Source organism: Streptomyces sp. NBC_01198 (genome assembly GCF_036010485.1).
Classification (GTDB): Bacteria; Actinomycetota; Actinomycetes; order Streptomycetales; family Streptomycetaceae; genus Actinacidiphila.
In genome coordinates this window covers 6,857,826-6,872,562 of sequence record NZ_CP108568.1, presented here as the reverse complement: position 1 = coordinate 6,872,562, position 14,737 = coordinate 6,857,826, and the positions used below count along the sequence as shown (strand labels likewise).

General features: G+C 74.2%; 10 protein-coding genes. 8 read left to right on the top strand and 2 right to left on the bottom strand.

The genetic code is table 11. The features are described 5' to 3' along the window. Positions 1–85: 85 nt before the first annotated feature. Entirely contained in the window at positions 86–736 is a 651-nt protein-coding gene (locus OG702_RS30580) for an LAETG motif-containing sortase-dependent surface protein (RefSeq protein WP_327292172.1), read from the bottom strand. Between the two features lie 211 nt (positions 737–947). On the opposite strand from OG702_RS30580, the gene OG702_RS30575 reads away from it, so the two are divergent. From OG702_RS30575 to OG702_RS30560, 4 genes are all read left to right on the top strand, one after another. Continuing rightward, on the top strand, positions 948–1,604 hold the full coding sequence (locus OG702_RS30575; RefSeq protein ID WP_327292171.1) for a hypothetical protein: 657 nt from the start codon (positions 948–950) through the stop codon (positions 1,602–1,604). A 319-nt stretch (positions 1,605–1,923) separates the two neighbouring features. Continuing rightward, positions 1,924–4,299, top strand: coding sequence for a discoidin domain-containing protein (locus OG702_RS30570; protein WP_327292170.1), 2,376 nt, complete (start codon positions 1,924–1,926; stop codon positions 4,297–4,299). A gap of 44 nt (positions 4,300–4,343) precedes the next feature. Further along, entirely contained in the window at positions 4,344–5,348 is a 1,005-nt protein-coding gene (locus tag OG702_RS30565; protein ID WP_327292169.1) for an aldo/keto reductase family protein, read from the top strand. 111 nt (positions 5,349–5,459) lie between these two features. Further along, complete coding sequence (locus tag OG702_RS30560; protein WP_327292168.1) at positions 5,460–6,131, top strand: phosphatase PAP2 family protein; 672 nt, start codon at positions 5,460–5,462, stop codon at positions 6,129–6,131. A gap of 45 nt (positions 6,132–6,176) precedes the next feature. Here the strand turns inward: OG702_RS30560 and OG702_RS30555 are convergent, their stop codons facing one another. Continuing rightward, positions 6,177–7,451, bottom strand: coding sequence for a transglycosylase family protein (locus OG702_RS30555; protein ID WP_327292167.1), 1,275 nt, complete (start codon positions 7,449–7,451; stop codon positions 6,177–6,179). 188 nt (positions 7,452–7,639) lie between these two features. Here OG702_RS30555 and OG702_RS30550 point away from each other — a divergent pair, with 188 nt between their 5' ends. The 4 genes from OG702_RS30550 (at position 7,640) to OG702_RS30530 (ending at position 14,703) form a co-directional block, all read left to right on the top strand. Further along, positions 7,640–8,647: an LLM class flavin-dependent oxidoreductase gene (locus OG702_RS30550; protein ID WP_327292166.1), complete on the top strand. Its 1,008-nt coding sequence runs from the start codon at positions 7,640–7,642 to the stop codon at positions 8,645–8,647. A gap of 338 nt (positions 8,648–8,985) precedes the next feature. Further along, positions 8,986–10,215, top strand: coding sequence for a D-alanyl-D-alanine carboxypeptidase family protein (locus OG702_RS30545; protein WP_327292165.1), 1,230 nt, complete (start codon positions 8,986–8,988; stop codon positions 10,213–10,215). Positions 10,216–10,397: 182 nt separating this feature from the next. Continuing rightward, positions 10,398–11,684, top strand: a complete 1,287-nt coding sequence (gene rho, locus OG702_RS30540; protein ID WP_327292164.1) for a transcription termination factor Rho — start codon at positions 10,398–10,400, stop codon at positions 11,682–11,684. Between the two features lie 250 nt (positions 11,685–11,934). Then, complete coding sequence (locus tag OG702_RS30530; RefSeq protein WP_327292163.1) at positions 11,935–14,703, top strand: AAA family ATPase; 2,769 nt, start codon at positions 11,935–11,937, stop codon at positions 14,701–14,703. The last annotated feature ends 34 nt before the right edge of the window (positions 14,704–14,737 follow it).

Genomic DNA, 14,737 nt, shown 5'->3' with positions numbered 1-14,737 from the left:
AATGCGCCACGAATCGGTGGCGCATTCCCCGGTCGAGCGTGTCCGGCCGCGCGGGCCGGCCCTACCGCCGGCCCCGCGGGGACGGTCAGCGGTGGGCCGAGGAGCCGCGCTTGCGGGTCCAGAACACCAGGCCGCCGCCCGCGACCACGACGGCCACGGCGATACCCGCGATCATCGGCGTGGCGCTGGAGCTACCGGTCTCCGCCAGGTCCCCGGTGCCAGCCGCGGAGGTGGTGTCCGCGACCACGGGGGCGGCCGCGGTGGTGGTGGCCGGCGCGGTCGTCTCGGGCGGCGCGGTGGTCGCCGCAGTGCTGGACGGCGAGGCCGGCGGGGTGGTGGTCGGCGTCACCGGCGGGCTGGACGGCTTGTCGCAGACCGGCGAGACCTTGGTCTCGTCGACGTTGTACTTCGCGTTGTCGCCGGCCTTGACCACCAGGCGGACGCTGATCGGGCTGTCGTGCGGGGGCAGCGCGTCCTTGAAGTGGAAGCTGCCGCCGAAGTCCTGGTTGTCGGCCAGCGCGCCCTCGCCGCCGACGATGCTGAGCGTCACCGAATTGTGGATGTCGTGGCTGGTGTTGTAGCTCGTCAGGTCGACCTTCACCGAGTCACAGGTGACCGACCAGACGGGCGTGTGCGCCGAGGCCGGACCGGCCATGAGCACCGTACCGATCATGGCGGCCATTCCGGTCGCCGCGATGGCCGCGGATCTCCTGCGGCCCTGAACCGTCAATCTCATGAACCCTCCCATTACTGACCGGACTTCGTCCCGTACGACCCCGCCCGCCGAATTACCGTGGGACCGGGACGTTACACCTTGCCCTCCGGCGCACATTCACCGGGCGGCGCCCTTACGTATTCCGTAGCGAATTCAGCGGAGTTATCACCGTCAGGGGATGTCGGTGGCCCGGGGTACGGTGCGAGGACGACAGCGCGGGAGGAGGACCGGTGTGAGCAGCGCCCTGACCGCCGCCCAGCGGCGGGCGGTCACGGGCTCCGACCCCGCGACCGGGCGGCTGGCCGCCAGGACCGACGTGTGCGCCGCACTGGTCGCCCGCGGGCTCGCGGTGCCGCACGGCCGCGCCGGGCACCACGGGTACTACCTCTCGCCCCAAGGGCTGCGGCTGCGGGCCGATCTGACGGCGGGACGGCCCGAGGTGCCGCCGACCGGCCGGCCGGCGCCGGCCGCGGACGCCTTCACCGCGGACGACGGCACCGGGGCGGTGCCGCCCGGCGGGGCGCGGCGGGCCGCCGAGGTGGCGACCGCGTGGGAGGGCCTGCTGCGCATCCGGGCGCTGTTGCTGGACGGCGCGACGGACGTGCCGGCCCCCTGGGAGCGGGACCGCGCCGTGCACGCGGTGGCGCTGGCCCTGGAGGCCGGCGGCTGCCCGCCGGCCGGGGCCGGGGGCACCGGCTACGCGGTGACGGCCGGCGGGCAGGACGGTCTGCCCGAGGTCGCCTGGCGCGGCACGGCCGATCAGGAGGGTGCCGCGCGGGCGCTCGCCCGGTGCGCCGACCTGCTCGGGCGGTACGGCTGGCAGTGCACCGAGCACCGCGCCCGCGGGGGTGCGCCGTTCCTGCTGGCCTCCCCGCGCCGGACCCGCTGACCTCGTCAGTCCCAGCCGTCCCAGCTGTCCCGGGGCGTCCGGTGGCCAGCCGCCCTCACCGTCCGGGACGGTCGGGAAATCACTGACTTCCGCCCCGTCCATGACGGTTGGATGTCGTGAATATTGCGAAGAACCATCGCTGTTTTGCGCAGACTCATGGACTTACTGCGGTGACGCTCGTAGTCTCTCCAGCGCCCCGGCCGGGCGCTTCCGCATCCCCCCACCCCCGAGCCGCAAGGATCTGCCTGTGTCGCACCCACCGCACAGCCCTCAGCCGACTCCCCCGACCCCCCGACGCCGGCGGATCGGACGCCGCGGAATGGCGGCGGTCCTGTCCTTCGCGGTGGCGGGCGCCGCCGCGCTGACCGCCGTCACCCTGGTGAGCGCCCCCACCGCGCACGCCGCCGGCGGAGTCCCCGCCCCCTCACCCGTCGGCATCTCCGGCCGCGGCGCGAACGTGCCGTTCAAGGAGCTGGAGGCGGAGTACGCGAGCACCAACGGCACGCTGATCGGTCCCGACCGGCTGTACGGCCGCCTGCCGTCCGAGGCCTCCGGCCGCCAGGCGGTCACCCTCAACGCGGTCGGCCAGTACGTGGAGTTCACGCTGACCGCGCCGGCGAACGCGATGTCGCTGCGCTACAGCCTGCCGGACTCCGCAGACGGCAAGGGCCGGAACGCCACGCTGGACGTCCAGGCCAACGGGCAGTCCGTGAAGACGCTGCCGGTCACCTCCAAGTACAGCTGGTACTACGGGGGTTATCCGTTCAACAACAACCCGGGCGACAGCAACCCGCACCACTTCTACGACGAGGCCCGGACGAAGTTCGCGAGCACCTACCCGGCGGGCACCAAGATCCGGGTGCAGGTGACCTCGACCGCCCAGTCACCGACCTTCACCATCGACCTGGCCGACTTCGAGCAGGTCGGCGCCGCGATCGGCAAGCCCTCGGGGGCCATCGACGCGGTCGCCGACTACGGCGTCGACCCGAGCGGCGCCACCGACTCCACCGCGAAGATGCAGGCGGCGGTCGACGCGGGCAAGGCGCAGGGCAAGGTCGTCTACGTCCCGCAGGGCACCTACACGCTCTACAGCCACGTCATCGTCGACGGCGTCACCGTCCAGGGGGCCGGCCCCTGGTACACCGTCTTCGGCGGCCGCGACCCGGTGAACCGGGCCAACGCGGCGGGCTTCTACGGGAAGTACGTCAACCAGGGCGGCCCGAGCAAGAACGTGAACCTCAAGGACTTCGCCATCATCGGCGACATCCAGGAGCGGGTCGACGACGACCAGGTCAACGGGCTCGGCGGCGCGATGTCGAACTCGACGGTGGACGACCTGTGGATCCAGCACGTCAAGGTCGGCGCCTGGATGGACGGTCCGATGGACCACTTCACCATCAAGAACAGCCGCATCCTGGACACCACCGCCGACGGCGTCAACTTCCACATCGGCGTGACCAACTCGACGGTGACCAACACCTTCGTGCGCAACACCGGTGACGACGGCCTGGCGGGCTGGCCGGAGAACCAGCCGAACGTCAACGACAGCTTCGACCACAACACGGTGGTGCTGCCGATCCTGGCGAACAACATCGTCACCTACGGCGGCAAGGACTTCAACCTGTCCGACAACGTCATGGCCGACACCATCACCAACGGCGGCGGCCTGCACATCGCCAACCGCTACCCGGGCGTCAACGCCGGCGCCGGCACCGCGGTCGCGGGCACCATCACCGCGGCCCGCAACACCCTGATCAGGACCGGGAACAGCGACTACAACTGGCAGTTCGGCGTCGGCGCCATCTGGTTCGACGGCCTCCAGGGCCAGGTCAACGCGAACATCCAGATCAGCGACACCGACATCCTCGACAGCTCCTACGAGGCGATCCAGTCCATCGAGACCGGCGTCACCGGCGTCACGATGAAGAACGTCAACATCGACGGGGCCGGCACCTACGCCATCCAGGCGCAGGCCGCGGCGCAGATGACCTTCGTCAACGTCACCGCCAAGCACATCGGCCAGGCCGCGACCCCGATCCACAACTGCGTCGGCACCAGCCTGCAGATCACCGACGGCGGCGGCAACTCCGGCTGGAACACCGGCCAGACCTGCACCGGCACCTGGCCCGCACCGATCTGGACCAACGGCGGTGTGCCCACCGGCGGCAGCGGCGGCACCACCGGCGGCAGCACCACCCCGCCGACCACTCCCCCCACCACCCCGCCGACGACGCCTCCCACCACTCCCCCGACGACCCCGCCGACCACCCCCGCCAGCGGGAACCTGGCGCTGGGCCGTCCGGCCAGTGACACCGGCCACGCCGACGTCTACACCGCGGGCAACACCGTCGACGGCAACGCCAACACCTACTGGGAATCCACCAACAACGCCTTCCCCCAGTCACTGACCGTCGACCTCGGCGCCGCGAAGACCGTCGGCCGCCTCGTGATCAAACTGCCCCCCGCCACCGCCTGGGCCACCCGCACCGAGACCCTCTCCGTCCAGGGCTCCACCGACAACAGCACCTGGACCACCCTGAAGGCCTCCGCCGGCTACACCCTCAACCCCGCCACCGGCAACACCGCCACCATCACCCTGACCCCCACAAGCACCCGCCACCTGCGGCTCACCGTCACCGGCAACACCGGCTGGCCCGCCGCCCAGCTCTCCGAACTGGAGGCCTACACCTCCTAGGCCGCCTTCACCGCGCGCCGAGGTGGCGATTAAGGTCCTTGACCATGGAATACCGTCACCTCGGCCGCAGCGGCCTGATCGTCAGCGAGATCGCCTACGGAAACTGGCTCACCCACGGCTCCCAGGTCGAGGAGGACGCGGCGACCGCGTGCGTCCGGGCCGCCCTGGACGTCGGCATCACCACCTTCGACACCGCCGACGTCTACGCGCAGACCCGCGCCGAGTCCGTACTCGGCCGGGCACTGAAGAGCGAGCGCCGCGAGGGCCTGGAGATCTTCACCAAGGTCTTCTGGCCGACAGGCCCCGGTCACAACGACCGGGGCCTGTCGCGCAAGCACATAATGGAGTCGATAGACAACTCGCTGCGCCGACTGCAGACCGACCACGTCGACCTCTACCAGGCGCACCGCTACGACCGGTTCACGCCGCTGGAAGAGACGATGGAGGCCTTCGCCGACGTCGTGCACTCGGGCAAGGCGCACTACATCGGCGTCTCGGAGTGGACCGCGGACCAGATCCGCCGCGCCCACGCGCTGGCCCGCGAGCTGCGGATACCGCTGGTGTCCAACCAGCCGCAGTATTCCGCGCTGTGGCGGATCATCGAGGGCGAGGTCGTCCCGACCTCGGAGGAACTGGGCCTGGGCCAGGTCGTGTTCTCGCCGATCGCCCAGGGTGTGCTCACCGGCAAGTACCTGCCGGGGCAGCAGCCGCCGGCCGGCTCGCGGGCCACCGACGACAAGGGCGGCGCCAACATGATCGGCCGCTGGATGCGGGACGATCTGCTGGAGCGGGTCCAGGAGCTCAAGCCGCTGGCTGCCGACGCCGGACTGTCGCTCGCGCAGCTCGCGGTCGCCTGGGTGCTGCAGAACAGCAACGTCTCCGCGGCGATCGTCGGCGCGTCCCGCCCCGAGCAGGTGGCGGAGAACGCCAAGGCCTCCGGCGTCCGGCTGGACGCCGAGGTGATGGCGACGATCGAGCGGATCCTGGAGCCGGTCGCGGTGACCGACCCGCTCAAGGTGCACGAGAACGTCCCGACGTCCCGCCCGTAGCGTCGAGGTGCCGGCCCGCGGCGTAGAGTGACTACAGATCTGTAGTCACTCAGCGCCGCGGCCGCGCGCACGGCCGCGCGCCCGCTACCGGGGGAAGGGGCCACCCGCGCGATGACCGCCCGCCTGAACCGGTCCCGGCTGCTGCCGCCCGCCCTGCTCGCCGCCGCCTTCGCCCTGCTGGCCTGGCTGGTGCTGGCCCGGCACGGCACCCCCTACGGCTTCGACACCGGTCCGCACCGCTGGTCGGTCGCGCACCGTCCGCACGACGCCGCCACCACGGCCCGGGTGGTCACCGACGCGGGCACCGGACCCTACCCCTACCTGGCCGCCGGGCTCGGCGGCTGGCTGGCCGCCGGCCGGACCACCGTGCGGCGGCGACTGGTGGTGGCGCTGCTCGCCGTGGCGGTCCTGCTCTTCGGCCAGTCACTGCGCACCGCGCTCTCGACGGCGCTGCACCGGGCCAGGCCGCCCGCCGCGGACTGGGCCGTGCACGTGGCGGGCCACTCCTTCCCCTCCGGGCACACCGCGTCCAGCGCGATGGCCGCCGCGCTGCTCGCCTGGGGCCTGCTGCGGGCGTGGCCCGGCGCGCCGGGGCGTTCGCTGGCCGCGCTCTGCGGCCTGCTCGCGCTGGCGGTCGGCTGCACGCGGGTCTATCTGGGCGTGCACTGGCCGTCCGACGTGGTCGGCGGCTGGCTGTTCGCCGCGTGCTGGCTCGCCGCCCTGCTGCCGCCGCTGACCGGCTACGCGGACCGCATGGCGGATCCGGCGCCTCCGGCGGACTGACCCCGGCCCTGCGGTCCCGGCGGCCCACGCGGGCCGGTCCGGCGGTCAGACCGACACGCCGTGGGCGCGCAGGTAACGCAGCGGGTCGATGTCGTCGCCGTAGACCGGCCCGGTCCTGATCTCGAAGTGCAGGTGCGGCCCCGTGACGTTCCCGGTCGAGCCGGAGCGGGCGATCCGCTGGCCCTCGTTGACGTGCTGGCCGGCCTTGACCGAGATCTGCGACAGGTGGCCGTACTGGCTGTAGTGGCCGTCCGCGTGCCGGATCACCACCTGGTAGCCGTACGAGCCGCCCCAGCCGGCCGTGACGACCTTGCCCGCGGCGACCGAGTGCACGGCGGTGCCGGTCGGGACCAGGAAGTCCATCCCGGTGTGGTAGCCGCTTGCCCAGTGGCTGCCCGACGCGTGGTAAGGGGTGCCGAGCGGGGCGTGCACCGGCAGGGTGTAGCCGGTGTGCGGGGCGGTGGCCGGCTTGGTGTGGGCCGACGCGGCGGTGGCGGTCTTCTTCGGGGCCGCCCTGGGCGTCGCCTTCGGGACGGCCTTCGGGGCCGCCTTCGGCGCGGGCGCGGTCTTCGGGGCCGCCTTCGGCGCGGCCTTGGCGGGCGCCGCCTGCGGCGCGGACAGCGCGAGCCGCTGGCCGGGCAGGATCAGGTCGGGGTCGTCGCCGACGACCGAGCGGTTGTCGGCGTAGAGCTGCGGCCAGCCGCCCCTGACGTGCTGGTCGGAGGCTATGCCGGACAGCGTGTCGCCGTGGACGACCGTGTAGCGGTCGTGTCCTGGTGCCGCCGCCGGGGCCTTCGCGGCGGCCTTGGCCGGAGTTTTGGCGGGGGTCTTCGCCGGGGTCTTGGCGGGCGTCCTGTCCCGGCTCTTCGCCGTGCCAGTGTGCCCGGAGACCGGCCGGATCTTCGACGCCGGCACCTTCACGGTGTGCGAGGCGGTGGCCGACTCCCGGGTGAGCCCGGCCCGCACCGAGCAGACCGGCCACGCGCCGGGGCCCTGGCTGCGCAGCACCTTCTCGGCGACCGCGATCTGCTGGTTCTTCGTGGCCAGGTCGGCCCGGGAGGCGTAGGCGCCGCCGCCGAAGGACTTCCAGGTGGAGGCGGCGAACTGCAGGCCGCCGTAGTAGCCGTTGCCGCTGTTGATGTGCCAGTTGCCCGACGACTCGCAGTTGGCGACCTTGTCCCACACACCGGCCGACTCGGCGTGCGCACTGCTCAGCCCGATCAGCGGGAGCGCGAGACCCGCACCGCCCGCAGTGACGGTCAGCGAGGCCTGGGAGACCCTGCTCGGGCGGTAACGACGGTGGCGTCCGCGTAAGGGCATAGCGCGAGTCCTCCCCAGGACCGGCCCGGCGCCGCGCTCCGCGACCCGGGCTGTCATACGCCCGAATTGCCGGGCGGGCACAGATTAGGCCCGTCCCGGGCGCGCCACAAGGGCGCATTGGCGCGGTTACGCCCCCCGTACGCCGCCCGGTGCAGGCGCGGGAATCACCCGCGGGCATGAGCGTTGGAATGAACGTGAGCTCCGTACTGCGTGACACCCCGTTCTCGATCCTGGACCGGTCACGGATCAGGGAGGGCGAGGACGGCCCGCGGGCGCTGCGTGAGACGGTGGCCCTCGCCCGGGAGGCCGAGGCGCTGGGCTTCCACCGCTTCTGGGTCTCCGAGCACCACGGTGTGCCGGGGGTCGCCGGCTCCGCCCCCACGGTCCTGGCCGCCGCGGTCGCCGCGGCCACCTCGCGGATCCGGGTCGGCACCGGCGGGGTGATGCTGCCCAACCACCAGCCGCTGGTGATCGCCGAGCAGTTCGGCGTCCTGGAGTCCCTCTTCCCCGGCCGGATCGACATGGGCCTCGGGCGCTCGGTCGGCTTCACCGACGCGGTACGCCGGGCGCTCGGCGCCGGCAAGGACGCGGCGGGCGCCTTCGGCGGGCAGGTGGCGGAACTGCTCGGCTGGTTCAGCGGCGGGCAGACCGCCTACCCGGGGGTGCACGCCTTCCCGGCGGAGGGCCTGCGGCCCGCGCCCTTCCTGCTGGCCACCGGCAGCGGCGCCGACCTCGCGGCGGAACTGGGGCTGCCGCTGGTCATCGGCGGGATACGCGGCGAGGACGCGATGCTGCGGGCCGTCGACCGCTACCGGGCCGCCTTCCGCCCCTCGCCCTGGGCGGCCACCCCCTACGTGGTGCTGTCCGGCACGGTGGCCGTCGCGCCCTCGACGGCGGAGGCCCGCCGCCTGCTCCTCCCCGAGGCCTGGTCGACCGCGTACTCCCGCACCCACGGCGTCTTCCCCCCGCTGCTGCCCCCGGAGACGGTCGAGGCGATGACGATGACGGGGCCGGAACGGGACCGATTCGCTGCGGCGCTGGCCGGGCAGCTCCACGGGTCTCCTACGGAGGTGGCGGCGGGGTTGCGGGCGCTGCTGGGGCGCAGCGGGGCGGACGAGTTCCTGGTGACGACCAGTACGTATGACCGCCGTCGGCTCCTTGAGTCCCACCGCCTGCTGGCGGACCTCCTGACCTGACCCCTCCCAGGTCCCGGGGTCAGCCCCCGCCGGCCGTTGCGTGGCGACGAGCCGCCGCCACCCCAGGGGCGCGGGGAACTGCGCGACCGGCCCGCCACCGGGGTGCGGGTCGTCACCGGCCCGAAGGGGCTGTTCGGTTCGCCCCGGACCACCCGCCGGTGGGGTGGCTGGGCGCGCAGTTCCCCGCGCCCCTGGTGGGCGCCGCCCGGCCGCAGAGGGTGATCCCCGGAGGGGGATGGGCTGGTCGGATGAAGGGGGTTCACCCGGGGGTGGGAGAGGGGGCCCGGATGGGCCTCGTCACCGCGCCCGGAGGGCGTTGGCGTTCATACGGTGAACGTATGAGCAACCGCCGCGCAGCCACCCGTGTCCGCCGCCGCGTCGCCGCCGTGTTCGGCGCGGGGTGCTGCCTGGCCGTGCTCGCCCATCCGGCGCAGGCGGCAGGACCCGGAGACGGCGGCGTCGCCGGGGACGGCGGCGTCGGCGCGGTCGGCGGCGCGCTGCTGGCCGAGCCCGGCGTGCATGTGCAGCGCGAGGACGGCGCCCCCATGCTGCCCTCCGGCATCAGCGCACTGTCGTGGACCGTCTCCGACGCCAGGACCGGGCAGGTCCTCGCCGCGAAGAACGCGCACCGGGAGTTGCCGCCCGCCTCCACCCTCAAGACGCTGTTCGCGGTGACCGTGCTCCCCCGCTTCCCCGCCGACGAGTCCCACAAGGTCACCGACGGCGACCTGGCCGGCATCGGTGAGGGCAGCAGCCTGGTCGGCGTACAGGCCGGGCAGACGTACACCGTCGCCGACCTGTGGCGCGGCGTCTTCCTCGCGTCGGGCAACGACGCCGTGCACGTCCTGGCGCACATGAACGGCTCCGTGCCGCTGACGGTGTCCCAGATGCAGGCCAAGGCGCGGATGCTGGGGGCCGACGACACCCATGTCGTCTCCCCCGACGGCTACGACAACCCCGGCCAGGTCTCCTCCGCGTACGACCTCGCGCTGTTCGCCCGCGCGGGCCTGGCCAACCGGGACTTCGCCGGCTACGCCTCGACGGCGAGCGCGCAGTTCCCCGGCGGCTACGACGCCCACGGCGTGTTCGTGAAGTCGTTCGGCATCCAGAACACCAACCGGCTGCTGACCGGCGCGGGCGGCGTCCACGCCTATCCCGGCCTGATCGGGGTGAAGAACGGCTACACCACCAACGCGGGCAACACCCTGGTCGCCGCCGCGAGCCGGCACGGCAGGACGCTCATCGTCACGGTGATGAACCCGCAGTCGGGCCTGCCGCAGGCGGTCTACAAGGAGGCGGGCAAGCTGCTCGACTGGGGCTTCGCCGCCGCCGGGCACACCGCCTCGGTGGGGACGCTGAACGCCGCGCCGACCGCCTACCATCTCAAAAGCGCTCCGCCGCAGGTCGTTGTGCCCGCGAAGCAGGAGTCGCACCCGGCGCCGGAGCCCGCCGCGCACTCCTCGAACGCCTCGGCGCGGGCCTGGTACGTGGGCGGCGGTCTCGCCGTCGTGGCGGCGGCCTCCGTGGTGCTGCTGCGGCGCAGGACGGGCGGCGGCCGCAACCGGTGACCGGCGGCCTCGGCGCCCGGCGCGGTCCGTGCTATGGTTCGAGTAGCACATGTCTGCGCCCTCTTTTCAGCGGCGCCGGTGCTCGTTCCGAATTCCCACCGCCCGTCGGCGTTCATCTCCGGCCCGGTGGCTCTTCTCCGCAGTCGTGAGCGTGCGGGTACGTCACACCCTCATGCACAGCGATGTGCGCCGGTTCGCCCCCAGCGCCGTGGCCGGCTGCCACGGCCCGGGCCACCGGGCGACGTCCGCGGTCCGCGGAGCGTGATCTTTCCGCTCGCGCCGCACACTCCTCTTCCGTCCTCGAAAGGACGACTTACATGACCGACATTCTCGAACGGCCGGACGTACGGCCGCAGACATCCGCCCGGGTGGCGGGTGTCCTCGACATCCAGGGCGCCGGCGGCCAGGGCCGCCTGCGCACCTCCGGGTGGCACGCGTCGCCGGGCGACGTCACCGTCTCCGCCGCGCAGATCCGCAAGGCGGGACTGCGCCGGGGCGACCTGGTGGAAGGCACGACCCTGCGGCCCGGCACCCTCGGCGAGGTGCAGCTGGTCAACGGTGCGCCCGCGCGGCACGGCCGCCCGCACTTCGCGGAACTGACGCCGCTTCACCCCCGCGAGCGGCTGCGCCTGGAGAGCGGGCTGCTCAAGGGCTCAGGGGCGCTGTCCGGGCGGCTGATGGACCTGCTCGCGCCGGTCGGCAAGGGCCAGCGCGGCCTGATCGTCGCCCCGCCGAAGGCAGGCAAGACCATCCTGCTGCAGAACATCGCGGCGGCCGTCGCAGCCAACCACCCCGAGTGCCATCTGATGGTCGTGCTGCTCGACGAACGTCCCGAGGAGGTCACCGACATGCGGCGCAGTGTGCGCGGCGAGGTGCTGTCCTCGACCTTCGACCGGCCTGCCAAGGAGCACATCGCGCTGGCGGAGCTGGCCGTGGAGCGGGCCAAGCGGCTGGTGGAGCTGGGGCAGGACGTGGTGATCCTGCTGGACTCGCTGACCCGGCTGTGCCGGGCGCACAACACGGCCGGCGCGAGCAGCGGCCGTACGCTGTCCGGCGGCGTGGACGCGGCCGCGCTGCTCGGGCCGAAGCGGCTGTTCGGGGCGGCGCGGCTGGCCGAGGAGGGCGGTTCGCTGACCATCCTGGCGACCGCGCTGGTCGACACCGGGTCGCGGGGCGACAACTTCTTCTACGAGGAGTTGAAGGGCACCGGCAACATGGAGCTGCACCTGGACCGTTCGCTGGCCGAGCGGCGGATCTTCCCCGCGGTCGACGTGACCGCTTCCGGCACCCGGCGCGAGGAACTGCTGCTGCCGACGCCCGAGTTGTCCGTGGTGCACGGCCTGCGGCAGGTGCTGCACGGCCGGGACGCGCAGTCGGGCCTCGACGTCCTGCTGGACAAGCTGCGCAAGACGCCGGACAACGCGGCCTTCCTGCGCCAGGTGCAGGGCACCCTCCCCGCCGCCGGCTGACCCGCGGATAGAGATCCGCCGGCTCCCGGCGACCGCCCCGCGTGTTCTCCTGTGCCGTCACTTCCTGGTCCACGCGGCGCAGCCGGACCACGGCACCGCACCGCGCTTCCTGGCGCGGCCGCCGCTGTGTCCGCCGGCGCCGCTGGACCCTGGAGCGGGCCGACGGTGCGTATGCGCCGGTCGGGTCGGCGATATGGCGGGGCCTCGGGGCGGCCGGGACGACGGCCGCGCGATCGGTTAGCGTGCGGGCATGCTGCACGGACGGGACGGGGAGGCGGCCGCGCTGCGCGCGCTGCTCGACGACGCGCGGGCGGGGCGCAGCGGGGTGCTGGTGCTGCGCGGGGAGGCGGGCATCGGCAAGACCGCGCTGCTCGACGACCTGGTGGCCGGGGCCGGCGACCTGACGGTGGTGCGGGGCTCCGGCGTCGAGTTCGAGGCGGAACTGCCCTTCGCCGGGCTGCAGTTGCTGCTGCGTACGGCGCTGGGGGCGCTGGACGCGCTGCCCGGGCCGCAACGGCGGGCGCTGCGGGCCGCCTTCGGCCTGGCGACGGAGGGGGCGGGCGAGCCGATGTTCGTCGGGCTCGCGGTGCTGTCGCTGCTGTCGGAGCACGCCGGGGACGGCCCGCTGCTGTGTGTGGTGGACGACGCCCAGTGGCTGGACCGGGCGTCCACCGACGCATTGGTCTTCGCGGCCCGGCGGCTGGACGTCGAAGGCATCGTGATGCTCTTCGCCGCGCGGGACGGCGAGGGCGCCTTCAGCGCGCCGGGTCTGCCGGAACTGCGCCCCGCCCCGCTGACCGAGGCCGCGGCCACCGCGCTGCTCGCCGACCGGGCGCTGCCGCTCGCGGCGCCGGTACGCCGCAGGGTCCTCGCCGAAGCGCGGGGCAATCCGCTGGCGCTGCTCGAACTGCCGGCCGGCCTGCGCGGGACCGACCCCGGCCCCGGGGCGCCGGAGACGCTGCCGCTGACCAGCCGGCTGCAACTGGCCTTCCACGGCCGGGTCAGCCACCTGCCACCGGCCACCCGAACGCTGCTGCTGGTGGCCGCCGCGGACCACACCGGCGAGCTGGGCACGATCCTGCGGGCCGCGGCGGGTCTCGGCGCGGGCGTCGCGGACCTGCCGCCCGCGCAGGACACCGGGCTGGTCACGGTGGACGGCACCGCGCTGCGCTTCCGCCACCCGCTGGTGCGGGCGGCGATCCACCAGCGGGCGGCGCTGCCGGAACGCCTGGCCGCCCACCGCGCCCTGGCCGCGGCCGCCGACCCGGAGCAGGATCCGGACCACCGGGCCTGGCACCTGGCCGCGGCGGCGACCGGCCCCGACGAGGAAGTGGCGTCGGCGCTCGAACGGACCGCGGGCCGCGCCAGGGAGCGCAGCGGCCACACCGCGGCGGCAGCCGCGTACGACCGTGCCGCGCGGCTGAGCACCGACCCGCGGGCCCGGCTGCGCCGGCTGCTGCTGGCCGCGGAGTCCGCCTCAGAGGCGGGCGAGCTGCCGCGCGCCCGGGCCCTCGCCGAGCAGGCCGCCCGCACCGCGGCCGGTTCCGGGAGCGGCGAGGCGGTGGCGCGCACCCTGCACGTACGGGGTCTCGCGGACTTCTGGGAGGGGGACTTCCCCGGGGCGCACCGGCTGCTCATCAAGGGCGCCGCGCTGACCGGGCGGGACGATCCGGCGCGGGCGGCCCGGATGCTGGTGCAGGCCACCCACACCGCGTGGTATCTCGGCGCGGTCGAGGTGGCCGGCACCGTGGAGCGCCTGGCGGCACTGGAGTTGCCCGCCGACGCGCCGATCCTGCCGGTGGCGCGCTTCCTGACCGCGGCGCTCGGGCGCGGCGCGGCCGGGCGGGAGCCGCCGGCGGTCTGCGCGGCGGCGGCCGCGGCGCGGGCCGCGCGCGGCGGGCGGGTCGACCCGCGGGACCTGGTGATGCTGTGCGGGGTGGGCCTGACGCTCGGCCAGGACGCCCAGTCGCACGAGCTGACGACGACGCTGGCGGCGGAGAGCCGGGAGAGCGGCGGGGTCGGGCGGCTCACCACGATCATGTTCTTCCGCGCGGAGGCGGAGATCTTCGACGGCCGCTACGACGACGCGGCGGCGACGGCCGCCGAGGGGTTGCGGATCGCCGCGGACACCGGGCAGCGGCAGTGGGTCAGCCAGCTGAGCAGCGCCCTGGCCCATGTCGCCGCGGTGCGCGGCGACGAGCAGGGCTGCCGCCGGCTGGTGGACACGGCGCTCGCGGGCGGCTCGGGTACGGCAATGGCGCCGGGCGCGCCCTGGGCGTACTGGTCCCAGGGCCTGCTGGAGCTGGGGCTCGGCCGGGCGCAGGCGGCGCTCGACCGGCTCGCGCTGCTCGGCGAGGAGTCGGTGCGGCACCACATCTGCGCGATTCGCAGCGTCCCTGACCTGGTGGAGGCCGCGGTCCGGCTCGGGGTGCCTGGGCGGGGGGACGCGGCCTTCGCCCGCTTCGAGGACTGGGCGGCCCGCTCGGGGCAGCAGTGGGCGGCGGCGCTGGTGGCCCGCTGCGCGGCGCTGCGGGCGCCGGACACCGGTGCGGAGGCGTACTTCCTGCGGGCGCTGGCGGCGCACAACCCGCACCGCCGTGCCATGGAGTCGGCCCGCACCGCGCTGCTGTACGGGGAGTGGCTGCGGCGGGCGCGCCGCAAGAACGAGGCCCGGGTGCGGCTGGGCGGCGCGCTGGACACCTTCGAGCGGCTCGGCGCGCGCCCCTGGGCGGACCGGGCGCGCGGCGAGCTGGCCGCGGCGGGCGGCGCGGTGCCGGACGCGGCCCGGCAGAGCGGCCCGGTGGACGCGCGGGCGGGGCTCACCCCGCAGGAGTCGCAGATCGTCCGGCTGGCGGCGGCGGGGCTGTCGAACAAGGACATCGCGGCCCGGCTGTTCCTGAGCCCGCGGACCGTCGGCTACCACCTCTACAAGGCGTATCCGAAGCTCGGCGTGGTCTCCCGCGGCGAGCTGGCCGGGCTGTTCGAGGAGGGACACACGGCAGCGCCCGCCCGGTGGTGAAGACCGGGCGGGCACTGCCGTGGGGCGTCAGGCG